At 59.3% G+C, this 23879-nt stretch carries 19 protein-coding genes; 9 read left to right on the top strand and 10 right to left on the bottom strand.

Annotated elements, in window-relative coordinates; genetic code table 11:
• Nucleotides 1-185: 185 nt before the first annotated feature.
• The gene (locus tag AACZ55_RS05045; RefSeq protein ID WP_339643784.1) at nucleotides 186-1343 is read right to left on the bottom strand and encodes a Tad domain-containing protein; all 1158 of its coding nucleotides are present in this window, start codon (nucleotides 1341-1343) and stop codon (nucleotides 186-188) included.
• 217 nt (nucleotides 1344-1560) lie between these two features.
• A complete protein-coding gene (locus AACZ55_RS05050) occupies nucleotides 1561-2526 on the bottom strand; it encodes a class 1 fructose-bisphosphatase (RefSeq protein ID WP_339643862.1) in 966 nt (321 codons plus the stop codon).
• A 216-nt stretch (nucleotides 2527-2742) separates the two neighbouring features.
• On the opposite strand from AACZ55_RS05050, the gene AACZ55_RS05055 reads away from it, so the two are divergent.
• The 5 genes from AACZ55_RS05055 (at nucleotide 2743) to AACZ55_RS05075 (ending at nucleotide 9665) form a co-directional block, all read left to right on the top strand.
• Nucleotides 2743-4572, top strand: coding sequence for an ATP-binding protein (locus AACZ55_RS05055; RefSeq protein WP_339643787.1), 1830 nt, complete (start codon nucleotides 2743-2745; stop codon nucleotides 4570-4572).
• Nucleotides 4565-5926 (top strand): sigma-54 dependent transcriptional regulator, encoded by a 1362-nt coding sequence (locus tag AACZ55_RS05060; protein ID WP_339643790.1) that lies wholly within the window; start codon nucleotides 4565-4567, stop codon nucleotides 5924-5926. The genes AACZ55_RS05055 and AACZ55_RS05060 overlap by 8 nt, the downstream gene beginning before the upstream one ends.
• Nucleotides 5927-6173: 247 nt before the next feature.
• Complete coding sequence (locus AACZ55_RS05065; RefSeq protein ID WP_338610383.1) at nucleotides 6174-7136, top strand: TAXI family TRAP transporter solute-binding subunit; 963 nt, start codon at nucleotides 6174-6176, stop codon at nucleotides 7134-7136.
• Nucleotides 7137-7215: 79 nt separating this feature from the next.
• Nucleotides 7216-7632 carry a DUF1850 domain-containing protein gene (locus tag AACZ55_RS05070; protein ID WP_339643865.1) on the top strand — a complete coding sequence of 139 codons (417 nt, stop codon included), beginning with the start codon at nucleotides 7216-7218 and terminating at the stop codon, nucleotides 7630-7632.
• On the top strand, nucleotides 7626-9665 hold the full coding sequence (locus AACZ55_RS05075; RefSeq protein ID WP_339643793.1) for a TRAP transporter fused permease subunit: 2040 nt from the start codon (nucleotides 7626-7628) through the stop codon (nucleotides 9663-9665). Before AACZ55_RS05070 ends, AACZ55_RS05075 begins: the two co-directional genes overlap by 7 nt.
• 80 nt (nucleotides 9666-9745) lie before the next feature.
• Here the strand turns inward: AACZ55_RS05075 and acs are convergent, their stop codons facing one another.
• The 6 genes from acs to AACZ55_RS05105 all read right to left on the bottom strand — a co-directional run bounded on the left by acs (nucleotide 9746) and on the right by AACZ55_RS05105 (nucleotide 16824).
• Complete coding sequence (gene acs / locus AACZ55_RS05080) at nucleotides 9746-11680, bottom strand: acetate--CoA ligase (protein WP_339643796.1); 1935 nt, start codon at nucleotides 11678-11680, stop codon at nucleotides 9746-9748.
• A gap of 4 nt (nucleotides 11681-11684) precedes the next feature.
• Nucleotides 11685-12419, bottom strand: coding sequence for an ABC transporter ATP-binding protein (locus tag AACZ55_RS05085; RefSeq protein ID WP_339643868.1), 735 nt, complete (start codon nucleotides 12417-12419; stop codon nucleotides 11685-11687).
• 20 nt (nucleotides 12420-12439) lie between these two features.
• Entirely contained in the window at nucleotides 12440-13207 is a 768-nt protein-coding gene (locus tag AACZ55_RS05090; RefSeq protein ID WP_339643799.1) for an ABC transporter ATP-binding protein, read from the bottom strand.
• A gap of 10 nt (nucleotides 13208-13217) precedes the next feature.
• Nucleotides 13218-14369 carry a branched-chain amino acid ABC transporter permease gene (locus AACZ55_RS05095; protein ID WP_338610377.1) on the bottom strand — a complete coding sequence of 384 codons (1152 nt, stop codon included), beginning with the start codon at nucleotides 14367-14369 and terminating at the stop codon, nucleotides 13218-13220.
• Nucleotide 14370: 1 nt separating this feature from the next.
• A complete protein-coding gene (locus AACZ55_RS05100) occupies nucleotides 14371-15399 on the bottom strand; it encodes a branched-chain amino acid ABC transporter permease (RefSeq protein WP_338610376.1) in 1029 nt (342 codons plus the stop codon).
• Between the two features lie 72 nt (nucleotides 15400-15471).
• A complete protein-coding gene (locus tag AACZ55_RS05105; RefSeq protein ID WP_339643804.1) occupies nucleotides 15472-16824 on the bottom strand; it encodes a substrate-binding protein in 1353 nt (450 codons plus the stop codon).
• A 174-nt stretch (nucleotides 16825-16998) separates the two neighbouring features.
• On the opposite strand from AACZ55_RS05105, the gene AACZ55_RS05110 reads away from it, so the two are divergent.
• From AACZ55_RS05110 to AACZ55_RS05125, 4 genes are all read left to right on the top strand, one after another.
• Complete coding sequence (locus AACZ55_RS05110) at nucleotides 16999-18579, top strand: short-chain fatty acyl-CoA regulator family protein (protein WP_339643806.1); 1581 nt, start codon at nucleotides 16999-17001, stop codon at nucleotides 18577-18579.
• An 88-nt stretch (nucleotides 18580-18667) separates the two neighbouring features.
• Nucleotides 18668-19060, top strand: coding sequence for a response regulator (locus AACZ55_RS05115; RefSeq protein ID WP_338610370.1), 393 nt, complete (start codon nucleotides 18668-18670; stop codon nucleotides 19058-19060).
• Nucleotides 19061-19072: 12 nt separating this feature from the next.
• Entirely contained in the window at nucleotides 19073-19306 is a 234-nt protein-coding gene (locus AACZ55_RS05120; RefSeq protein WP_338610368.1) for a hypothetical protein, read from the top strand.
• Nucleotides 19303-22032 carry a sensor histidine kinase gene (locus AACZ55_RS05125; protein WP_339643810.1) on the top strand — a complete coding sequence of 910 codons (2730 nt, stop codon included), beginning with the start codon at nucleotides 19303-19305 and terminating at the stop codon, nucleotides 22030-22032. Before AACZ55_RS05120 ends, AACZ55_RS05125 begins: the two co-directional genes overlap by 4 nt.
• Nucleotides 22033-22037: 5 nt before the next feature.
• Here the strand turns inward: AACZ55_RS05125 and panC are convergent, their stop codons facing one another.
• A complete protein-coding gene (panC, locus tag AACZ55_RS05130) occupies nucleotides 22038-22892 on the bottom strand; it encodes a pantoate--beta-alanine ligase (RefSeq protein ID WP_339643813.1) in 855 nt (284 codons plus the stop codon).
• A complete protein-coding gene (panB, locus tag AACZ55_RS05135; RefSeq protein ID WP_339643816.1) occupies nucleotides 22889-23731 on the bottom strand; it encodes a 3-methyl-2-oxobutanoate hydroxymethyltransferase in 843 nt (280 codons plus the stop codon). Before panB ends, panC begins: the two co-directional genes overlap by 4 nt.
• Nucleotides 23732-23879 lie beyond the last annotated feature (148 nt).

Below are 23879 nucleotides of genomic sequence, written 5' to 3' on the forward strand. Positions count from 1 at the left end.
CAATCGTGCCGATGTTGCAGTGCGGCTTGTTACGAGAAAATTTTTCCTTGCCCATTGCTCACAACCGTTAATCGAGAATTAGAACTGCGGGGGCGTTTACCCGGTTGCACGATGAGAAACAAGTGGTTTTTCGCGCAAGGGTTAGAGCACTCCCCGACGACGGTCGTCAGCAACCTCCCGGAGGGTTAAATGAGCAATCTCGCGTTGCGTTCACCGCTCGAGACTTCCTGCGGGCAGGCCATGACGACACGAATATCGTCATAGTCCCGGTCCGAGCCGCCACCTTCAGGTGGCCTGTCTTCCCACCCATAGTACATGAAGCGCCCGGGCGTGCACCCTTCCATGGCCTCCTGCGGGTCTCTGCCGGTTTGGCGTGGCGGAATCAGACCGCCGGAACTTGGATTGGTTCTGCACTGAATGAGCGTATCGCAGATGATCGTCTCAAGAATCGTAATCGAGCCCAGACCGGTATAGTCATCGGCCCCGCCGCTGGCAGAAACGGTATCGGAATAATGATTGTAACGCGTTCCGCCGCTGTCCCAACGCGCGGCTGTGTGCCATCCGCGCCGAACGCCTTCAAGGGCCTCACGCACGTTCTCGAGACGCATGCTCAGATAGGACCCGCTCGGACATTGCGGCATCAGGTACGTGTATCGCCGGCTCGTCCCGCTTCCGCCGCTGATCTGGCGCCAGATTCCCTGCTCTTGTGTATCCAGCTGTTCGGTTCCCAGCATCGTCCTTGTTTCGTACATCGAGCGCAGATTGGAATCCTCGATCGGGGAATCTTCGTCGCGCGGATCGCCCGGATCAGGCGTAAACACCGATCCGCCATTGTCGGCGATAGGCACCATCTGCGTACGACGGGGCCGCGTCGGATCGTTGATCGGCCGATCGGGCCAATAGCAATAGAGCCATAGACGGTTGAAGTCCCAGGCTTCAAATTCCAGCGCGGTGAATTCGGGAGGGCTATAGTGCAGCTCCGGCTCCGATACTCGCGCAACAGCAGTAATCCGGACATGCTGGGTGTCGCCAACGCCCGGGAGGAGCCTGATGAATGCGAGCGGAACGTCGGCTTCGGCAACGACTTCGAAATCGAACTCACTCAGCCAGCCACCGGTCACCTCGATTTCATCCGCCCAGTTTCCATCATAATTGCGGCCAAGCTCGGCAATGGCGGAGTCGTGGACGACCTCCCAATCAACGTCCTCAATCAGGGCATTGAGGGCTGCGGCGTCCGCTTCAATCTGCAGCTTTTCCTGCACGTGCTGCAAACGCACGTAATCCACGGCCCATCCGGCCATCGCAATGAACGGTATCGCCATAACTGCGAAAATAACCGCCACGACGCCATCCTCGCGCCGGACCAAGTCCAACAAACTGCGTCCCATGCCCGTTCGTCCATTTCCGGCGCTTCTTGCACCAAATAAACCGCACGATTGCGACCGGCATTGCCGGTTCTACGTAGATCACACAGTAACGGAATGGATTTTCAGTAAACTTACGCAGTTTCGGCAAAACTGTCTGAAAGGGTTTACCGGACGTTAAGCAACTGGAACCGCCTCAATAGAACGATTTTGCGCGTTCCACCTCGGCACGTGAGCCGATGATGATGCCGATGCGCTGGTGCAGACTGGAAGGTTCGATATCGAGCAGGCGCTCGGTCCCAGTGCTCGAGGCGCCACCAGCTGCTTCGATGATCATGCTCATGGGATTGGCTTCATAGAGCAGGCGAAGGCGCCCACCCTTGCCCCTGGTGTCCTCGTCCTCGGGATAGAGAAAGACCCCGCCCCGGTACAGGATACGGTGCAGATCGGCGACCATGGCTGCACACCAGCGCATGTTGTAGGACTTGCCGAACGGGCCGGATTTGCCGGCAATGCAGGCGTCAATGAAGGCCCGGGTCGGCGCATACCATCGCGTTTGCCGGGAGGCATTGATAGCGAACTCGGCAGCCTCCGCCGGAATTTCGACCTTGTCCCGAACCATGACGAACTCGGCGCTTGCCTCATCGAGACTGAACACCGTTACCGTCTGCCCCGTCGTCAGCACCAACATTGTGGCCGGGCCGTAAAGCGCATATCCGGCGGCAACCTGTTTTTTTCCCGGCTGCAATACGTCCGCGGCAGAGATCTCTGAACTCTTGCCCAGGTCAAGCACCGAAAAAATCGAACCCACCGCCCCATTGATTTCGAGGTTGGATGATCCGTCGAGTGGATCGAAGACCAGTGCATGGCGCGCATTGCCGGCTCCGGCCACAAGTTCTATTTCGTCCAGTTCCTCCGACACCATCGCAGCGAGAACTCCGCTGGCCGCACCGCGGCTCAAGAAAATATCGTTGGCGACGACATCGAGCTTTTTCTGCACTTCTCCCTGAACGTTCACCGCCTGAGCGGCTCCGGTATCTCCGGCGGCCGACGCCACCCGCAGCGCGACGGAAATCTCGACAGCGCAGTCCGCGACCATCCCGAAAATTGCGCCGATGGTTCGGTCAAAACCGCTTTGCGCGATCCAGGTTTCAAGAGTCATACGCGCCACGAGCTGCCTCCAAAATGGGTCTTTCAATCCTGCTTATGCTTTGGGACATCGGGCGTCCAGACCAACCAAAGTCCTAACCACCCACCTCACGGGCGAAGTTCGGCGTGTTCGCCTTCCGCTCCCTTCGCATCCGACCGCCCGCCATCCGTCATGCGCCGCTGTTTAGGACTAGGCAGGAGGTTCTGCCGTCGCTAACCTTCGAACGGGATGAGGAAAGACAGGCTGCGCCAATATCTCCAGATCGTGTTGGCAGTGCTGGTGGTCGTCACCAGCGCATTGGCCACCCGCGTCATATGGGAGCGATCGGCACTCAGTACCGCCCGCACAACCGGCGAAACCAGGGCCGAACTCGTCGCTCAGACGATCAGCGATACCATCGCCCAAAACGCTCATTTCCCATTGGTGCTCGCGCTCGACCCGGACGTGCAGGCCACCCTCGCCGAGCCTGCCCCGGATGTGATCGATGCGCTCAATCGCAAGCTCGAAACGATCGAAGCATCAGGTAGCCCCGCCGCACTCTATGTCATGAGACCTGACGGATACACGCTGGCAGCCAGCAACTGGAACACCCAAGGAAGCTTCGTCGGCCAGTATTATGGCTTCCGGTCCTATTTCACGCAGGCCATAGCAAACGGTGAGGGTACCTATTTCGGCATCGGCGTCACCACCGGAAGAGCCGGCTATTTCATCGCCCGTGCTGTCGGAAGCACGCAGCCGGCCGGCGTCGCAGTGGCCAAGATCGAATTCGACGACCTCGAAGCGATTTGGGCCCGAGCCGCCGAGCACATCATGGTGACCGATGAGAATGACATCATCTTCCTCGCCAGCCGGCCCGAATGGAAATACCGCTCGCTTGCGCCGGTCGACGAGACGGCGATCACCCGCATCCAGAGCACCCGGCAGTATGCCGGGACCGAAATCGAACAATTGCGGATGGACGAGCATACACCCGACGGAGATCAGGTCTGGGCTGAGGGCCTGCCGGACAATGGGAGCTTTTTGCGCCAGACTGTCCATATCCCGGAGCTCGGTTGGACGGTAAACCAGCTCACGGACCTCTCGAGCGTCGCTGACGCAAGACGCGACGGCACGATGATCGGCGCAACAGGCTCGGCATTGGTGATCGCCATCCTGTTCTATCTCGCACAGCGTCAACGCAGCCTGGCCATCGAACGAGCCGCAAGGGCCGATCTTGAACAGCGCGTGGCGGAACGCACGAGCGCATTGCGTGAGGTCAACGACACCCTCCATGTCGAGGTCGAGGAGCGTCGCCGCACCGAACGTGAGCTCCGCAGTGCCCAGAACGATTTGATACAGGCCGGAAAACTGGCTGCGCTCGGACAGATGTCCGCCGCCATCGCGCACGAGATCAATCAACCCCTTACGGCGATGCGCACCTATATCGCCACAACGCGGGTTTTCGTGCCGCTGGGCGACCCGGGCGCCATTCTCGACAATCTCGAAAAGGTGGACAATCTCGCTGTACGCATGGGACGGATCACCTCACACCTCAAATCGTTCGCGCGCAAGGAAGGCATGGGGCCGGCCGAAGTGATTTCGGCGGACAGGGCCGTTCACAAGGCTCTCGACCTTGTTGACGTTCAATTGCAGGCCGATGCCATCACGATAAGGAAGTCGATTGTTCCCGCCTTTACGCGCGGAAATGACGTACGGCTTGAACAGGTGATCATCAATCTGGTGCGCAATGCCATCGATGCCGTGCAAGAAGCGCCAGAGCCGGTCGTCGAAGTTTCCATGCATACCGCAAACGGGCGCATCTTCATCGAGGTCAGAGACCATGGTCCCGGCTTTGACCCCGCCATTCTGGAAACGCTGTTCGATCCCTTCGTTACCACCAAGCCATCGGGGGCCGGCCTGGGGTTGGGGCTGACGATTTCCTATGAGATCATCCACGAATTCGGTGGCACGCTCAGGGCCGCAAACCACCCCGAGGGCGGTGCCGTCCTTACAGTGGAACTGGTTGCGGTGGACGAAGCATCGTCGCCATCGCCAACCGAGGTGGCCGATAATGGCTGAACGTCAAACCGTCTTTTTTGTCGACGACGAAGAGCCCATGCGTCATGCCGTCCAGCAATGGCTCGGCGTTGCCGGTCATGATGCACGAAGCTTCGCATCGGGCCAATCGGCTCTTGAGTACATCTCGGCAGGGCTCAACGGTATCGTTCTTACGGACTTGCGCATGCCATCCATGGACGGGATGGAATTGTTGCGACAAATCCTGGAAATCGATCCCGACATACCCGTGATCCTCATGACTGGTCAGGGCGACATCGAAAGCGCCGTGGAGGCGATGCGGATCGGCGCCTATGATTTCATCGAGAAGCCTTTCGATCCTGAGCGCCTCGCCCAGACAGTCCGCCGCGCGACCGAAAAACGTCGTCTAGTATTGGAAAACCGGCACCTGGCCTCGACTGCCCCTTCCGATGGCTTGCGCAACAGAATTCTGGGCACATCGCGCGAGATCGAGCGCCTTCGCGAAGCGGTTTCGGAAATCGCCGCAACCGATGTGAGCGTCGTGCTCTATGGGGAAACCGGATCGGGCAAGGATCTCATAGCGCGATGCCTGCACGAGCTGGGCCGCCGCTCGACCGGCAATTACGTCGCCGTCAATTGCTCGGCCATCCCCGATACCATGGTGGAAACCGAAATGTTCGGGCACGAAGCCGGCGCCTTTACCGGCGCTGCAGGCCGCAGGATCGGCAAGATCGAGCACGCGAACGGGGGCACTCTCCTGCTCGACGAAGTTGAATCGATGCCTTTGACAATGCAGGCCAAGCTGTTGAGAGCGCTGCAGGAACGCGCCATCGAACGCCTTGGATCCAACAGCTCAATTCCTGTCGATTTTCGCACCATCGCTGCCACAAAGCGCGATCTGAAAGCCGAAAGCAACGCAGGTGTCTTTCGCTCGGACCTCTATTTTCGGCTTTCGGTCGTCGAACTCACCATCCCGCCGTTGCGCGACCGGCGCGATGATATTCCGCTTCTTTTCGAATATTTCGCAGGGGAAGCGGCGCGCAGCCACAATCGCGAACCGCGGCCACTCAAAGGAGCCACGCTCGATGCACTGATACGGCATGACTGGCCCGGCAATGTGCGTGAACTGCGAAACGTGGCCGAGCGGCATGCGCTTGGCTTGAGCAGTTTTGCGGCGTCCGATATCGCCCGTCCCATCGAACTTGCTGACATCATGCCCCTCGCCCAGCAGCTCGAGGCCTTTGAGCGTCGTATAATCGAGCGCGCCTTGGCCGACAGCGGCGGCCGTATCAGCGCGGTGATCGAAAAGCTCGGGGTCCCCCGCAGGACGCTCAACGAAAAAATGACGCGACTTGGCATCCGGAGACGGGAGGCCGAAGACCAACATCGGCAATAAATTGCTCGCTGTTACCAAACATCGGCAAATTCTTGCTGACGCCGTTGATTCAAAATAGTCACCCAAAACCCCAATCACTTGAAATGAAAGGATTTTCTGGAATCGAAAAATCATCGCGCTGTTTGGCACAGCGATTGCAGTAAATGCATTACCGGCCATGCAGAGGAAGCGCGGCGGGTGTGGCGACCGGGAGCCCGGCGCTAGAGAGGAACCAGGCAGTCCCACGGGCTGCAATTGGGAGGATACAATGAAACTTCTGACAGCCTGCGCCGTAATCGGCGCGCTGGCGGTGAGCGCGCCCGCGTTCGCCCAACAGCAACTCTCCATCGCAACCGGTGGAACCGGCGGCGCCTATTATCCGATTGGTGGCGGCCTTGCCGAGCTGATCACCGAGAATCTCGAAGGCTACAGCGCTGTTGCCGAAGTTACCGGCGCTTCGGTCGAGAACATGGCTCTGATACAGCAGGGAGCTGCGGACTTCGCAATCGCCCTCGGCGATACCGTCTATCAGGCATATACAGGAACAGGAGCGCTGGAAGGCCGGCAGGTCGATATCCTGTCCCTGGGCGCCCTTTATCCCAACGCAGTGCAGATCGTCGTCCCCGCCGATTCCGACATCGAAGGCCTTTCCGACCTGGTCGGCAAACGCGTTTCGGTCGGCGCGCCCGGTTCGGGCACCGAACTCAACGCCCAGGCTATCCTCAACGCCAATGGCATCACCTATGAGGATCTGGCCGCTGCCCAACGCCTCAACTTCAACGAAACCGCCGATGCCCTGCGCGACGGCGATATCGATGCCGGCATCTGGAGCGTTGGTCCTCCGACGTCTTCGATCATGTCACTGGCCGTGGCCCGCGCAATTCGTTTGATTCCGTTGAGTGAGGATGAAATCGCGGCGGCCAAGGACGTCGAGCCGATCTTTGCCGACTACGTTCTTCCCGCCAACAGCTATGAAGGCGTCGACACTGAAACGCCGACCGTCGGCATCCCCAACGCACTGGTCGTCAGCGCCGGCATGGACGAAGAGCTGGCCTATCAGGTGACCAAGCTTCTGCACGAACAGATCGACTATCTGCGGGCAATCCACCCTGCAGCCAACGACACGACAGTCGAATTCTCTCTGGGTGCAACACCGATCCCGCTGCATCCCGGGGCGATCCGCTACTACGAGGAAGTCGGAGCGGACATTCCCGAAAATGCTCGGCCCTAACGGCACGATGGGTGGGGCGAGCCTGGTGCTCGCCCTGACCCTGTCAACCGCGGCGCTGTGCGATCAAACTACCGGCCTTATGCTGGAAGTTTTCGGGGAAGACGGAGAAACCATCTTTGAGGAGCCGGTCGCAAACGGCTCGCGATGGTGCATTTTCTGGAATCATTCGGTCCAACATTTCCTCGTCCGCGACTGTTTTGTCGCGCGCCAAGGGCAAATGGTACTCGAACGATCCCACCAACCCGATTTTGCAGCAGGGCTGGGCCATATTCCGGGCCGGGGCACCATGATTTCTGCACCCGAGGGCGGATACTGGATCGAAAATATCGACGAGCCCGTGCCCGACAATTGCCTTCGGCTCCGGGTCGGAGCACCAGGGGTCGACCACAGGATCATCCTGAATCAGCGAGACGAGAACTTGTCTGCCATAGCGCCACGGCAAGCCGTGCGCATCGTCCTGAATAGCGCAGGACACGAGGGAGAAAATTCATGCTGAAATCAACCTTCCGGCAGAAGGGCCGATTGGCGCCCGACATTCCGCCGCCGGCCAGTGCCGTGGTCGAGCGCCCCTGGCCCATTCGCCTTGCGGTGATAATTCTGTCGGTCGCTCTGGTGTTGTTTCAGCTCTACACGGCGGGCATCAACCCACTCGGCCTTTTCTATCAGCGTTCGATCCATCTGGGCTTTATCCTGATGATCGCCTTTCTGGTGTTCCCTGTCGCCGGCCCGCACCGTAAGCAAGGCCCAATAGGAGCCCTGATCGACACGGCGTTTTTTGCCCTGGCGATCGTATCGGGCTTCTATATCGCTGTTTTTCTCAACGACATCATCGACAGGGCCGGGTTCTGGAGTTCGACCGACGTCACCGTGGGCGTAATCGCGGTTATCACCCTGCTCGAAGCGAGCCGGCGCGTGGTGGGCAAAGGCATTACCATTATCGGTATCGTCTTCATCCTCTATGCCATGGCTGGCCCCAATGGTCCCTTGCCATGGCTGGGCGACATCATGCCCGGCATTCTCAGTCACCGGGGCTATCCCATCGATCGCCTGGCAGCACAGCTCTATCTCGGACAGGAAGGGATTTTCGGGCTCCCGCTTGGTGTTGCCGCAACCTACGTCTTCATTTTCGTGCTGTTCGGTGCCGTGCTTGAAGTCACCGGGGCCGGCCAGTTCTTCATCGAACTTGCCTATGCCGCAACCGGACGCCGCCGGGGCGGACCGGCCAAGGCAGCGGTCGTTGCGTCAACGGCGATGGGTTCGATCTCGGGTTCGACAATTGCCAATGTGGTCACCACCGGGCCCTTCACCATCCCACTGATGAAGCGCCTTGGATACAAGCCGGCTCAGGCTGGCGGCATCGAGGCAGCCGCTTCAACCGGTGGACAGATAACACCGCCGCTGATGGGCGCCGGGGCGTTCCTGATCGCCGAATACACGGGGGTTCCCTACCTTCACATCGTTCTGGTCTCAATCTTTCCGGCATTTCTCTATTTTCTCACGGTCTATCTGTTCGTCCACATCATCGCCATCAAGCAGAACATGAAAGGAATGTCGGCCAGCGAATTGCCTTCAGTGCGCGAGGTGATGAAGAATGGCTGGCACTTCATGGTGCCACTCGCGATCCTGATGTACTTGCTGATCCTTGGCATGTCGCCAATGCGGGTTGGCTTTTGGGCCGTTATTTCGGTGCTGATCGTCGCTGTCCTCAAGGGAAGCTACGACTGGCTGCGTTTCGCACCGCGCGAGAATGGCACCGAACGGCCCGCGATTGGTGAGGCTCTCAGGCTAGGAGGGCTGAAGCTGGTTGAGGCCTGCGAGGTCGGCGCGCGCAACGCCCTGACAGTTACGATTGCCTGCGCCATCGGCGGAATTATCGTCGGCATTATCGGCCTGACCGGGCTGGGCCTGAAATTCACCTCGATGATGCTCGCTTTCTCTGGCGGATACGTACTGCTGGCCCTCCTGCTCGTGCTTATCGCCAGCCTGATCCTCGGCTTCGGTCTGCCGGTCACCGCAGCCTATATCGTGATCATCATCCTGGTGGGGCCAGCCCTCAATCAGGAGTTCGGCATTCCGTTGCTGATCGTGCATCTTGTGGTGTTCTGGTATTCACAGGACTCCAATGTAACACCACCGGTCGCGCTAGCCGGTTTTGCAGCGGCAGCAATAGCACGAAGCGGGCCGATGGAGACCAGTATTCAGGCCTGGAAGTTCGCCAAGGGCCTCTACATCATTCCCATGTTCATGGTGTTCAACCCAGAAATCATCATAGGTGGACCACTTCCCACTGTCGTCTGGAACGGCGCCTTGGCGCTGGTCGGCACCGTGGCGTTTGTTGCTGTGCTCGAAGGGTTTTTCCAGACCCGGATGCATCTCATTCTCAGAATGTTCCTCTGCCTGGGCGGCATTGGATGCCTGTCTCCCTATCCGGCGGCCGAGATTGCCGGGTTCCTGGGCTGCATTGCGATCCTGGGACACAATACCTGGCTGGCTTGGCGCAACGACCGGACCAATCCGCAGCCCGCATGAAAAGAGCCCCGGCGACGGCCGGGGCTCCACTCTCTTCCTGGAAAATACCCACCGCCGGCCAATGCCGCGGCGCGTGTTTCCTATCGGTTCAAGCGATTGTCTATAAGATTATCGACAACCGCTGGATCAGCAAGCGTTGACGTATCCCCCAGCGCACCGAAGTCGTTTTCGGCAATCTTGCGCAGGATACGGCGCATGATCTTGCCGGATCGCGTCTTGGGGAGGCCCGGGGCGAACTGAATGCAATCGGGCGAGGCGATCGGCCCGATGTCCTTGCGAACCCAGTTGCGCAGTTCAACCCTGAGGTCGTCGCTGTCTTCTTCTCCCGCCATGAGGGTCACATAGCAATAGATGCCCTGCCCTTTGATCTCGTGCGGATAGCCAACCACCGCGGCTTCGGAAACTTTGGGATGGGCGACCAGCGCACTCTCGATCTCGGCAGTGCCCAGACGGTGGCCAGAGACGTTGAGCACATCGTCGACCCGCCCGGTTATCCAGTAGTAGCCATCCTCATCGCGCCGAACGCCATCGCCCGTGAAATAAAGCCCCTTATAAGTCGAAAAGTAGGTTTCGACGAACCGCGCGTGGTCGCCCCAAATGGTGCGTGCCTGCCCGGGCCAGCTATCGGCTATGGCCAGAACGCCTTCCGCCCTGGTCTCTTCTATCACTTTGCCCTCAGGCGTCAGAACGAGCGGATCGACACCGAAAAACGGCTTTGTCGCAGACCCCGGTTTGGTCGCGATGACCCCGGGAAGCGGCATGATCATCGAGGCGCCGGTTTCGGTCTGCCACCAGGTATCGACGATCTCGCACCGGCCCCGACCGACATTTTTGTGATACCACTGCCAAGCCTCAGGGTTGATCGGTTCGCCCACCGTTCCGATGAGACGCAACGATGAAAGATCGGCCTTCTCGACGTGCTCGACACCGGCGCCCATGAGTGCGCGAATGGCTGTGGGGGCAGTGTAAAAGATGTTGACCTTCTGCCGATCGACGACCTGCCAGAACCGCGACGGGTCGGGCCAATTGGGAACGCCCTCGAACATCAGCGAGGTGACGCCATTGGCCAGTGGCCCGTAAACGATATAGCTGTGCCCGGTCACCCAGCCCACATCGGCCGAACACCAATAGACGTCGTCTGGCCGCGGATCGAAGATCATTTCATGGGTTAGCGACGCCCAGACCAGATACCCGCCAGTCGTGTGCAAAACGCCCTTGGGCTTGCCCGTCGAACCGGAGGTATAAAGGATAAACAGCGGGTCCTCCGCGTTCATCGGTTCGGGCGCGCAGAACGGCTCCACGCCCGAAGCGGCGTCATGCCACCAGACGTCGCGACCGCCCTTCATCGCAATCGAGCCGCCGGTGTTTTCAACCACGAGAACCTTCGAGACACCAGGACAGTCTTCCAGCGCCTTGTCGACATTGGCCTTGAGCGGGACGGGCTTGCCGCCCCGGCGCCCTTCGTCGGCGGTAATAACGACGGTAGAATCCGCATCGTTGATCCGCCCGGCCAAAGCGTCGGGCGAGAAGCCGGCGAAAACCACCGAGTGTGGTGCTCCGATGCGGGCACAGGCCAGCATCGCATATGTCGCTGCCGGTATCATCGGCAGGTAGATAGTGACCCGATCTCCCTTTTTGACGCCCAGTTCCTTGAGCACGTTGGCAAACCGGCAGACTTCGTCGTGGAGCTGCCGGAAGCTGATGTGCTGAGCACGATCTTGCGGGTTGTCGGGTTCCCAGATCAACGCGGTCTTGTCACCATTGGTCGGCAGGTGCCGATCAATGCAGTTGGCCGAAACGTTGAGAATACCGTCCTCGAACCATTTGATTGACACGTCGGGATAGGCAAAGGTTGTATTTTTGACCTTGGTATAGGGCTCAATCCAGTCGAGACGCTTGCCATGCTCTGCCCAAAAGGCTTCAGGATCGGTCAGCGAGGCCGAATACTTCTCCTGGAAACTCTCCGGCGTGAGCCGTGTATGGCGCGCCATTGGGGCCTGGCTGTTCATATCCATCCTCCTAAATGGCGAGGTATTCTTGCCGCAACTCGGCGTTGTCGAGCACTTCGCGAGCGCTCCCCGAAAATGCCACCTCGCCCGTATCGAGGATAACGGCCCGATCGGCCAGCTTGAGGGCCGCAATCGCGTTCTGCTCCACGATAATGGTTGTGATGCCCAGTTCCTTGATCTCGTGCAGGATGGTTTCGATTTCCTGGACGATAACCGGCGCGAGTCCTTCATAAGGCTCATCGAGCAACAGGAGCTTGAGGTCTCTGGCCAAGGCCCGGGCAATGGCGAGCATTTGCTGCTCCCCACCCGACAGCGTCGTGCCCTCCTGCCGGCGGCGCTCGGCAAGGCGAGGGAAATGGCCGTAAATGCGATCGAGGTCCCACCCGGCACCCGGCGCCACCTGGGCAAGAGCAAGATTTTCTTCAACCGACAGCCCCTGAATGATCCGCCGATCTTCCGGGACCAGCTGGATACCGGACCGGGCCGCTTCAAAGGCCTTCATGCCATGGATGGGCTGGCCGTCGAGCCAAATCTCCCCCTGATGCACACTGGGATTGTCGAGCCGCGCAATGGTACGCAGCGTCGATGTCTTGCCCGCGCCATTGCGCCCCAGTAGCGCCAGAATTTGCCCATACGGCACCTCGAAGGTCACCCCCTGGACGATGTAGCTCTCGCCATAATAGGCGTGGACGTCCTTGACCGAGAGAAAGGGTGAATCGGCAGGGACGGCTGCTTCCGGCTTCATGTTTGTCGAGACGGCGTTCATCAATGCGCTCCTCCCAGATAAGCTTCCTGCACGCGTGGATCGCCGCGCACATCCTCTGGCAAACCCTCGGCAATGATCCGGCCTCCGGCCAGCACCGAAATCCTGTCGGCCAGCGAAAAGACGACGTGCATATCGTGCTCGATGATCACCTTGGTCATGCCGCGGCTCTTGATCTTCTTGAGCAGTTCGATTGTCGTGTTGGTGTCATGACGGCTCATTCCCGCCGTCGGCTCGTCCAACAACAGCAGACGCGGCTTCTGGATGAGGCACATCGCCAGTTCCAACCGCCGTTTGTCGCCGCGCGACAGGGAGCCCGCATGGGCACCGCGCCGCTCGACCAATCCGACGTCTTCAAGCGTCGCTTCGGCCTCCTGGCGCAATGCTGTCTCTCGCTCGAAGGGCTTGGCCAGATTGATTTTGAATGCACCGTCGCGCTTTGCGAACGCCGGCGTCATGACATTCTGGAGAACGGAAAGATCGGAAAAGATTTCCGGTGTCTGAAACACGCGGCTGACACCCAACTGATTGATTTCATGTGGCTGCTTTCCGGTCAGCACGGTGCCGTCGAACACCACGGCGCCGCTGGTGGGCGGAATGCGCCCGATGATGACATTGAGCAAAGTCGATTTGCCGGCCCCGTTCGGGCCGATGATCGCGTGGGTCTGGCCCTCCTCGACCTGCAGGTCGATATCGGCAAGAGCATGCAGACCACCGAAATTCTTGTGCACATCGGCGACATGCAGAACGACGTTTTTATTGGTTTCCATGACCAATCTCCTATTCTGCTGCGGATGTGCTGAGTTTGGCCGGCGTCTCTTGGTGCTTGCGGCGGTTGCCGAACATCGAGCGGATGCGACGGACACCTTCCATGATGCCGCCCGGAAGGAACACGACCACCAGTACGAAGACCAGTCCCTCCGTCAGCTTCCAGCCCTCGCCCACGAATTTCGACGCCACCGTGACTGCAAAGTCCTGAATTCCGTCGGGCATCCAGTCGAAATAGAACTGAAGGATACGATCGTTGTAGGCCGAGAAGATGTTTTCCATGAATTTGATCAGCCATGCCCCGATGACCGGGCCGATCAACGTGCCAACCCCGCCGAGAATGGTCATCAGCACCACCTCACCCGAAGCTGTCCATTGCATGCGCTCGGCACCGGCCAGCGGATCGGTTACCGCCAGCAGACCACCGGCCAAGCCGGCATACATGCCGGAAATAACGAAGGCGGCCAACGTATAGGGGCGTGTATTCACGCCAGTATAGGACAGCCGCGTCTGGTTGGATTTGACCGCGCGCAACATCATTCCGAAAGGCGAGGTGAATATCTTCTGGGCGATGAAGAATACCACCAGCAGGATCACGGCACAGAGATAAAATCCCCCCATGCCTCCCAAGGTGTTGCCCAGAAGGCTTGGTGAAGGAATTGCCGATGACGTCCCGACGGCAAAGAGGGTGTCGAGCACGCGCGGGTCCGAGCCAGCAAGTTGCAACGCCGTTTCGCCGTTGGTGATGGGCGTGAGCACCGAATAGGCAAGGTTATAGCTCATCTGGGCAAACGCCAGGGTCAGGATTGAAAAGTAGATGCCCGAGCGGCGCAGCGACACAAACCCGATGACCAGTGCAAAAACGCCAGCCATGACGATGGCGAAAATCAGCGCCGGAATGGCATCCATCGACAGCAGCTTGAAAGACCAGACTGCCGTATAGGAGCCGACCCCCAGAAAGGCCGCATGGCCAAAGCTGAGATATCCAGTGAGACCAAACAGAATATTGAAGCCCACCGCAAAGATCGCAAAGATCGTGAATTGCTGCATGAGCCCGGGATAGGCCGCCCCTAACGGCTGAAGCCAGATCGGCATGGTGAGAACCACCAGCGAGAAGACGGCAAGGGTGACGTACTCGTTCCTTGGGAGTCGAAAGAAATCCATCTCAGGCCTCCATCACGCCACGGCGGCCCAGCAGACCACGGGGACGAACAAGCAGAATGATCACAGCCACCGCATAGATGATGATCTGGTCGATACCGGGAATGATGGCCTTGATTGCCGTCATTGATGCAAAGGACTGCAGGATGCCGAGCAGGAAACCGGCTGCGACAGCGCCGGGCAGCGAGCCCATCCCACCAACCACGACGACCACGAACGAAAGCACCAGGAAATCCATGCCAAGGCTGTAATTGGGCGGCAGCAGCGGCGTATACATGGCGCCTGCCAGCCCCGCCACCACCGCCGCCAAACCAAACATGATCGTAAAGCGGCGATCGATATTGATCCCGAGTAACCCGACGGTTTCGCGGTCAGCCATGCCCGCACGGACCACCATACCGAAGGTCGTGAAGCGCAGGAATGCGAACACTGCAGCCAGAACGGCGAGCGAAAAGCCAAGATAGACCAGCCGCCAAAGCGGATATGTGACCGCGCCCGCCTGCATTCCGAAAAGGACACCCACGTCGGTGGCGCCCCGCAGGTCGGACGGAATGGGTTGCGGCCATGGATTGGGACCGAAAAACGCCTTGACCACTTCCTGCAGGACAATGGCCAAACCAAAGGTCACCAGGATCTGTTCGGCATGCGGGCGTTTGTAGAAATGCTTGATCAGCCCCCGTTCCATCGCCACGCCGATGATCAGCATGACAGGAATGGCCAGAAGAATCGAAAAAGGCACCGAATAATCAACGAGTACCGCGCCGAAATCGCCGAACCAGGTTTCGGCCATCGGCGTGCGAATTTCGAGAGGAGCCCCCCAGGGCGAAAGCTGGGTTTCGTCGATCGTGACGCTTTCCATCGTAATCAGGGCACGGAACGTGACCGCGCAGAAGGCGCCGAGCATGAACAGCGCGCCGTGAGCGAAATTAACGACACCCAAAGTGCCGAAAACCAGAGTGAGACCCAAGGCGATCAGGGCGTAAGCGCCGCCCTTGTCCAGCCCGTTGAGCAATTGCGCGAGAATCGCATCCATCGATTTGGCTCCAGATGTAGGTTTGTCCGGCCACCGCGGCGGCCGGACATGCAAACCACCGTCAGTGCGGCATCAGCACATTTGCGGGTCGGCCGAGCCCAACTCCCCGCCGAAGATCGACGGATCGTAGGTGACGCTGTCACGCGAGGCGGTATTCACCACTTCGAGAAGGTCAAACTCGTTGGATGGCTGCTCCTTGCCCTGAACGACCAGAACGTCCTTGAAGCACTGGTGATCGGACCCACGATAAAGGGTCGGACCATTGCCCATGCCGTCGAACTCGAAATCTTCAAGCGCGGCAATGACCTCGGGCGGATAGAATGTACCGGCCCGTTCCACGGCATCCGCATAAAGCAGCGTCTGGACATATGCGGTATGCGCCGCCTGACTGGGGGGCGACCCGAATTTGGCGCCGAATGAAGCGGTAAAGGCTTTCGAGCCTTCATCCTGCATGCTCCAGTACCAGTTCGACGTGCCGTAAACGCCCTGCATCGCCGAGCCGGCACCAGCCGCCATGAGATCGGAAACCAGCGGAAGGACCAACTGGAAATCCTTGCCGTTGGCCTGACGGTCGCGAAGACCGAACTGGGTCGCCTGGGTCAACGAGTTGATGCCGTCAAACCCGTAGTGATTGAGAATCAGAACGTCGGCGCCAGAGTTGAGGACTGGCGTGATATACTGGCTGAAGTCACCAGCGCCCACCGGCGTCCGGACCGTTTCGACGGTCTCCCAACCAAGCGCTTCGGTCGCGGCGATCATCGATTCTTCTTGCGTCCAGCCCCAGGTGTAGTCGGCGGTCAGATGATAGGCGCGGCGATCATTGCCATAGGCAGCACCCAGTTGCGGCCCCAGACCAACACCCGATTGATAGGCATTGAAGAAATGGCGGAAGCCGTATTTGCGCTTGTCTTTGCCCGTCGTGTCGTTGGAATGGGTCAAGGCCGCCATGAAGATGATGCCCATGTCCTGGCAAAGGCTTTGCACAGCGATGGCAACGCCGGACGACGAACCGCCGGTAATCATAACAGCGCCATCGCGCTCGATCATGCGGCGGGCCGATTCACGGGCGGGATCGGACTGGGTCTGGGTGTCGCCGGTCACGTACTCGACGCGCTTGCCCAAAATTCCGCTTCCGGTAAGGGTCTTGGATGAAAAATGCGGGATCAGACCGCCATCGCCCTCGCCGTTAAGATGCTCGACCGCCAGCTGATAGGCCCTGAGTTCATCGGCGCCTTCGTCGGCATAAGCGCCGGTCTGGGGTACGTTGAAACCCAAGGTAACGGTATCACCGGTCGGCGCGTTGCAAAATTCCTGCGCCCAAGCCGCCTTGGACAGAATGAGGGGGGAAACCCCCGTCGCCAGGATGCCAGCCATGCCCGTCTTGACGACGCGACGACGGCTGATTCCGCGTTTCAAATCGCTCATTAATCTCCTCCTTTGGTGCGGCGGGCCATACCTCCATATGTCCCAAATCCACCGCCGAAGTATCGAGTGCCGTTAATGCAAGAGCAATATACTATTGTAATTAATAAGAAATTTTGTAAAGCTTTGACCAATTAGCGCCCATATTATGTCAAACAGTTGACAAGCGAGGACGGGATGCGAGCGCCAATCGGGCTTCGAATAAGGACACGCCGCAAGGGTTTGCGACTTTCCCAGGCCGCACTGGCACGCAGCGTCGACGTCTCGCCCAGCTATCTCAATCTCATCGAAGCCAACAAGCGCCAGGTTGGCGGCACGCTGCTCCAACGCATCGCGGCTGAGCTCGACATTCCCATTGATGAGCTTACGGGCGAATCCGAGCACCGACTTATCCATGAGCTTGTCGAGACCTTCGCCGACCCGGCCCTTGCCGATGTCGGCCTTGGCATGGAGACGGCCCGCAGCCTGGTTGCAACGCAACCCGACATCGCTCGCATCATTGCAAAACTCTATCGGGCCTATATGGCAGCCTCGGCGAGCGCTGACGCTTATGCCAACCGACTGAGGGCAGATCCCCTGCTCAGCCAGCTCCTCCATCAGGTTCTATCGGGCATAACCGCCGTCAGATCCTCAGCTGAAATTCTTGAAGATGTGGATGACCTCAGCAGCGCCGAACGTGCGCAATTTGTCTCCTCGATCTCAAAGGAAACCCGTGGACTGTCCGCTGTGGCACAGAACCTGATCGGACAGTTCGACCACGCGAGCACTGTCAGCAAATCCGCATCTGTGCGGCGCGAGCTCGATGACATGATTTTCGCGGCCCGCAATTATTTCCCGGCACTTGAGCACCGAGGGGCGGAAATAGCCCGGGACATGCAGTCGTCAGGCGCATTGGGAGAAGCGGCGATCGCCCATCATCTCGCAGCCGTCCATGGTGTCCATGTCGAGCGAAACGCCAGGCCGAATTCAGGGCGGGCCTTTGGTCATGATGCTGAGCGGGGCGTCTTGTGGTTCCGAAACACCGTGCCGCAATCAACCCGCCAGTTTCAAATGGTTCGGCTAATCTCGGAACTGACCAGCGACGACGAATTGACCGAAGCGGTCAAGGTCCCTCACCTCTCCTCGCAGACGGCCCGCCACCTAGCCCGCTCCTATCTAGCTTCTTATATCGCCGGTGCGGCGCTGTTCCCCTACGAGCGGTTTCTCGATGACGCGGAAACGCTCCGCTATGACGTCGAGGCGCTGAGCGAACGCTACAATGCCAGCTTCGAGCAGATCGCCCACCGGCTCGTAACACTGCGCGCGGAGGGAGCGGAAGGCGTGCCTTTTGGCTTCCTGCGTTCCGATCCGGCCGGGCGTCTGACCAAACATTTCCCTCTTCCCGGCCTTTTGTTGCCCCATACCGGGCACGCTTGCCCCCTTTGGGCGCTGTACGGTGCGTTCAGGTCTTCGGGTCAACTGGTGCGGCAAGTCGTTCGTTTTTCCGACGGGTCCCGATTTCTTTTCGTGGCCAAAGCGGTTTCGCGCCGCGCTTCCGGCTTTGCAGACCAGGCCCTACCCCATTCGATCCTGCTTGTTACCGACATTCTGCATGCCGACCGCACTGTCTATGCCGACGGGCTGGACCTTGGCGACGCCGATGCCGACGTGCCGGTTGGACCAACCTGCCGCCTGTGTACGCGAACCGACTGCGTCAGCCGCGAGGAGGCCCCTTTCGCTCCAGGCGACGAACCCACGCTGAGCACAGCCAAAGCCTAACCCCCAACACGCGGGGGCTTGGCGAATGACGGCAATTGCGGTTATGTGAATATGAGTCCCGAGGAGGAAGGGGCTCGGAGGGGGAGTTTTGGCGATCGATATTCTCATTGCAGAAGACGAGCCGAGCATCCTTGAAGCACTTGATTTCGTTCTGAAAAGAGCGGGATGGACGATCAGTGCTGTCATGGATGGCCAAGCCGTCATGGACGCCGTTCGGCGAGAGCGCCCGCGTGTACTGGTCCTCGATATCATGCTGCCAAAACGCAGCGGATTTGAGGTTCTCAAGCAAATCCGGGCCGACCGGAGCACGGCTGATCTGCCCGTTCTCGTCCTGACCGCCAAAGGCCAACAGCAGGACCGGCGCATTGCCGAGGAGCTTGGAGCCAACAAATTCGTCACCAAACCCTATTCCAACGCCGATGTCGTCGATGCAGTGCGCAGCTTGCTTGGCGCGCCCGCCAACGACCCGCAACCCAGTTGAAGATCACGGGCCATGACACGGCGTAAGATCATTGGCGCGTCGCTGTTTTTCACGCTGTTCGGAGCGATGGCGACCCTGCCCCCACTGATCTTGCTGTTCAGGTTCGACGGATTTGTCGCCGGGGTCCCCGTAGCAACGCTTTTCCTGTTCGGCCTGTGGGTGTTTCTCGTTATCGGCGCCGCATGGTTCGGCTACGCGCTACCGCGCGATGAACCGCATCAATTGCCGGGCGAGGAGCGCCGATGACGCTGACGGCCGACCTCGTCATTGCGACTGCCGTGGCCTATGTCGGACTTTTGTTCGTTATCGCCTATCTTGGCGACCGGCACACGCGGAGCCGAAGCGGCGGATTTTTGCGCTCACCCTTCGTCTATACGCTTTCGATTTCGGTCTACTGTACGAGCTGGACCTTCTACGGCGCCGTCGGCACGGCAGCCCGTAACGGCTTGGAATATCTTACAATTTATCTGGGGCCCACTATCGTCTTCATTGGATGGTGGTTCATTCTCAGGCGCCTGGTCCGCATCAGCCACGACCAGCGCATCACTTCGATTGCCGATCTTTTGTCATCGCGCTTTGGAAAATCGAGCACCCTGGCCGTGCTCATAACCGTATTGGCCGTAATTGCCATCGCGCCATATATCGCCCTGCAACTCAAGGCCATAACCTCATCGATCGAGGCCATTGCCGGATCGTCCGAATTTGGACGCGGCAGTCTGGCGGGTTGGGATGAGGTCGGGCTGGCATTTGGCGTGGCCGCAGGCATGGCCATATTCACAATTCTTTTCGGCACCCGCAATGTGGATGCCAAGGAACAACACCACGGCGTGGTGGCCGCCATTGCCTTCGAGGCCGTTGTCAAACTCACGGCGCTGCTCGCCGTCGGCGTGTTCGTCGTCTATGTCGGCGGCGGTATGGATACCATCTTTGCCAATGCCGAGACGGCGGGACTGAATATCCATGCCGGCGACACTTTTGGCGACCGCTGGATTTCCATGATGGTTCTGGCCGCGGCGGCGATCATATGCCTGCCACGACAATTCCAAGTCACCGTTGTCGAAAACTCGGACGAAAAACACCTGCGCACTGCGAGTTGGGCGTTTCCGGCCTATATGCTTGCAATGAGCCTGTTTACACTCCCTATCGCATTGTTCGGGCTTACGTTTATGCCGGTCGGCTCGAACCCCGACATGTTCGTGCTCACGCTCCCACTTGCACAGGGTCAGGATGCGCTAGCACTGTTTGCGTTCATCGGCGGGTTTTCCTCGGCAACCTCGATGATCATCCTTGAATCCATCGCGCTTTCGATCATGGTCTCCAACCACATCGTCGTGCCCATCATGCTGCGACTGACCTCGGGTGACGGGATCGGCGATGGACAGGGCGTGAGGCGGTTGATCCTCAATGCGCGGCGCCTTTCAATCATGCTTATCCTGTTGCTGGGGTTCGCTTATTTCTATCTCACCCGCGGGTCAGACGCGCTGGCGCCGATCGGATTGATCTCGTTTACCGGCGTCGCGCAATTCCTTCCGGCCATACTTGCGAGCCTTTTCTGGCGTGATGCTTCAACAAAAGCTGCCATCTGCGCGATAGCCGTGGGTTTTGTGGTCTGGCTCTGGTCGAGCTTCATGCCGTCCTTTGCCTCCTCAAGTCCACTTGTTGCCTCGGTGATGGCCAATGGACCATGGGGGATTGACTGGCTGCGCCCACAAGGCCTGTTCGGCTTTGACGATCTCGATCCTCTCACCCACGCGGTATTCTGGAGTCTGTTCCTCAACACAACGGTTTTGATCCTGGGCTCACTTATGACGAACCAGTCGGCCCTCGAACATGTCCAGGCTGCACTGTTTCTCAATGTTTTCCGGCGCACCAGCAACGAGGCGAGCCCGATCCGTGGATCGGCGACGGCGGACGACCTGTTTCTTGTCGCGCGTCGCGTTTTGGGCCACGAGCGCGCCGTGGCACTGTTCTCCGAAGAGGCAAAGCAGGCGCGGATGCCATGGACGACGCTGGAACCGAGTTCGTCGTTCATCCGGCGGCTGGAGCGCGAAATGGCCGGGTCGATCGGCGCTGCATCGGCCCATGTCATGTTGTCCAAAGTGGTCTCGGGCGATTCCATCTCGCTTGAGGAGGTCATGCAGATGGCCGACGAAACCCAGCAGGCCATCGAATATTCCCAGGAGCTGGAAAAGACCTCCACCCAGTTGCGGGCAACCGCAGAAAAGCTCGAGGAAGCCAACCGGCAATTGCGTAAAGTGGACCTGCAGAAGGATGAATTTCTGAGCCAGGTGAGCCACGAGGTGCGCACGCCGATGACCGCGATCCGGGCCTTTTCCGAGATCCTGCTCGACGACGAGGAACTCGACGACGCCTCCAGGGCCAAATTCGTGTCGACCATTCACAAGGAAAGCCTGCGCCTGACCTCCCTGCTCGATGAGATTCTCGATCTTTCAGCATTGGAACGCGGTGAGCGCGCCTGGGAGAACCGCCCCATTGATGCAGAAGAATCGCTCGATCAGGCGCTTCGGGTCTGCGATGCACTGGCGCGCCAGAGCAATACGCAGGTCAAGATCGGAACCAGGGCCTCGGCCGCCTACGTGCGATCCGATCCCGACCGCTTGAGTCAGGTGCTCATCAACCTCATTTCCAATGCAATAAAATACAACGGCGCCATCGCTCCGGTTGTCGAAGTGCGCTCGAGGCTCAAGAGGGGCGCCTATATCATCGAAGTCGAGGACAACGGCATCGGGATCGCTCAGGAAGAACAGCCGCGAATCTTCGACAAATTCTATCGCGGGCGGCTGGGCGAAACGGGGCCATATGCCGGTGCGGGGCTGGGGCTACCGATCAGCCGGGAAATCATCTCAAGGATGGACGGTGTGCTTGAACTGGTTTCCACCCGCGAAGAGGGCGCCTGTTTCCGGATCACCCTGCCCCTGATAACCCAAAGCGAGGCCGGTGCTGCGCAATAGGCGGCTCAGTGTGCTGGCAAGACGGCAATGTTGTCGATCAGACGCACACCATCAAGCCAGCCGGCAGCGAGCAGCCGGGCGGGACGATCGAGTTTGGAAACCGGCTCAAGTGTTTCGGCATCGCGCAGTTCGAGATATTCGACTTCGGAATAGCCCGCCGTCAAAAGCGTCGTCTTGGCGGCGTCCGCGGCGGACGAAACCGGCCGTCCCGCCTCAATGGCAACGCCTGCGGCCCTTAACGCCTCGGCCATGGCCGGTGCCTGTTTGCGGGCTGTTTCGCTCAACCTGACATTGCGCGACGACATGGCCAAGCCGTCCGCCTCACGGACGGTGGGCACGCCGACGATTTCGACCGGAATATCGAGATCGCACGCAAGACGGCGAATGACGCTGAGTTGCTGATAGTCCTTCTCGCCGAAAAATGCGGAATCAGCCTGGGTCTGAAGCAACAGCTTGGTGACCACCGTCGCAACGCCCTCGAAATGTCCGGGGCGGTACGCGCCGCAAAGACCTTCGCTCAACCGGGAAACCGAAACCTTGGTGGCAAAGCCCTCTGGGTACATTTCCGCGATGTCGGGCGCGAAAAGCATATCCACATGCTCGGCTTCAAGCCGCGCGCTATCCGCGGCTTCATCACGCGGATATCTGGCCAGATCCTCAGCATTGTTGAACTGGCTGGGATTTACGAAAAGCGTGACGATGACGCGCTTGGCCCTGCCCTTGGCGGCCCGGACGAGCGAGAGATGTCCTTCGTGCAAGGCGCCCATCGTGGGCACCACGGCAATGTTGTCGCCGGCTGCGCGCCAATGGCCAATTTGCGCCCGAATCTCGGCAACGCTACGAACGATCAGCATGCTCATCCAGCATCCGGAACGCTGGCCGGCACATCGCCGAATACGTGCTCGGCGGCCGGAAAACGGCGCGACCGGACATCTTCGGCATAGGCTGAGATGGCACGGTCTGCATCATCCGCCAATTGAGCGTAGCGTTTTACGAATTTGGGCCTGAAATCGGCGAAAATGCCAAGCATGTCGTCAACGACCAAAATCTGTCCGTCGCATGCTGCCGAGGCGCCAATCCCGATAGTCGGAATGTCAATGTCCGAGGTGATACGCCGGGCCAGGATATCGGGCACCTTTTCGATGACCACGGCAAAAGCGCCGGCCTCTGAAACGGCCTGCGCATCGCGCAGAATCGCATGGGCATTGGCGCCCCTGCCCTGCACCTTATAGCCACCGATGGTATGGACGGACTGAGGCGTCAGCCCGACATGGGCCATGACCGGAATCGAACGGCGCGTCAAAAAAGCGATGGTTTCGGCCATATGCACTCCACCCTCGAGCTTGACGGCGTCGCACCCGGTTTCGCGCATCAGCCGTGTGGCATTGCGGAATGCCTGTTCGGGACTTTCCTCATAAGTCCCAAACGGCAGATCGACCACCATGAGTGCCGATTTCAGGCCACGGCGGACGGCCTTGCCATGCATCACCATCATGTCGAGATCGACCCCGAGCGTATTGGGCAGACCGTGCAGCACCATGCCCACGCTGTCGCCGACCAAAACGAGATCGCAATGGCTGTCAACGAGTTGCGCGATAGGCGTTGTATAGGCCGTGAGGCACACAATGGGCTCACCGCCTTTCCGTGCCAGAATGCCCGGCGGGCTCTGGGGTGGTTTGGGTGCCTTGCCATAGGTCATAAGAGCTCTCCCGCATGCGCCCCGGTTCAAATCCGGATCGTCTGTGCCAGCTATATGGCGGCTCTCCTATCCGATCTCAAGGAAAGCTAAAACCCAGACCTTGGGCTGATTGGAGCCAACCGAGCAGAGACATATGGCTGGACGACCC

The organism is uncultured Pelagibacterium sp. (genome assembly GCF_963972885.1).
Lineage (GTDB): Bacteria > Pseudomonadota > Alphaproteobacteria > Rhizobiales > Devosiaceae > Pelagibacterium > Pelagibacterium nitratireducens.

Excerpts from the sequence above, each read along its gene's own strand:
- AACZ55_RS05050 (WP_339643862.1), bottom strand. The coding sequence starts at position 2,526 with ATGACTCTTGAAACCTGGATCGCGCAAAGCGGTTTTGACCGAACCATC.
- AACZ55_RS05055 (WP_339643787.1), top strand. The coding sequence starts at position 2,743 with ATGAGGAAAGACAGGCTGCGCCAATATCTCCAGATCGTGTTGGCAGTG.
- AACZ55_RS05060 (WP_339643790.1), top strand. The coding sequence starts at position 4,565 with ATGGCTGAACGTCAAACCGTCTTTTTTGTCGACGACGAAGAGCCCATG.
- AACZ55_RS05065 (WP_338610383.1), top strand. The coding sequence starts at position 6,174 with ATGAAACTTCTGACAGCCTGCGCCGTAATCGGCGCGCTGGCGGTGAGC.
- AACZ55_RS05070 (WP_339643865.1), top strand. The coding sequence starts at position 7,216 with ATGCTGGAAGTTTTCGGGGAAGACGGAGAAACCATCTTTGAGGAGCCG.
- AACZ55_RS05075 (WP_339643793.1), top strand. The coding sequence starts at position 7,626 with ATGCTGAAATCAACCTTCCGGCAGAAGGGCCGATTGGCGCCCGACATT.
- acs (WP_339643796.1), bottom strand. The coding sequence starts at position 11,680 with ATGGATATGAACAGCCAGGCCCCAATGGCGCGCCATACACGGCTCACG.
- AACZ55_RS05085 (WP_339643868.1), bottom strand. The coding sequence starts at position 12,419 with ATGAAGCCGGAAGCAGCCGTCCCTGCCGATTCACCCTTTCTCTCGGTC.
- AACZ55_RS05090 (WP_339643799.1), bottom strand. The coding sequence starts at position 13,207 with ATGGAAACCAATAAAAACGTCGTTCTGCATGTCGCCGATGTGCACAAG.
- AACZ55_RS05095 (WP_338610377.1), bottom strand. The coding sequence starts at position 14,369 with ATGGATTTCTTTCGACTCCCAAGGAACGAGTACGTCACCCTTGCCGTC.
- AACZ55_RS05100 (WP_338610376.1), bottom strand. The coding sequence starts at position 15,399 with ATGGATGCGATTCTCGCGCAATTGCTCAACGGGCTGGACAAGGGCGGC.
- AACZ55_RS05105 (WP_339643804.1), bottom strand. The coding sequence starts at position 16,824 with ATGAGCGATTTGAAACGCGGAATCAGCCGTCGTCGCGTCGTCAAGACG.
- AACZ55_RS05110 (WP_339643806.1), top strand. The coding sequence starts at position 16,999 with ATGCGAGCGCCAATCGGGCTTCGAATAAGGACACGCCGCAAGGGTTTG.
- AACZ55_RS05120 (WP_338610368.1), top strand. The coding sequence starts at position 19,073 with ATGACACGGCGTAAGATCATTGGCGCGTCGCTGTTTTTCACGCTGTTC.
- AACZ55_RS05125 (WP_339643810.1), top strand. The coding sequence starts at position 19,303 with ATGACGCTGACGGCCGACCTCGTCATTGCGACTGCCGTGGCCTATGTC.
- panC (WP_339643813.1), bottom strand. The coding sequence starts at position 22,892 with ATGAGCATGCTGATCGTTCGTAGCGTTGCCGAGATTCGGGCGCAAATT.
- panB (WP_339643816.1), bottom strand. The coding sequence starts at position 23,731 with ATGACCTATGGCAAGGCACCCAAACCACCCCAGAGCCCGCCGGGCATT.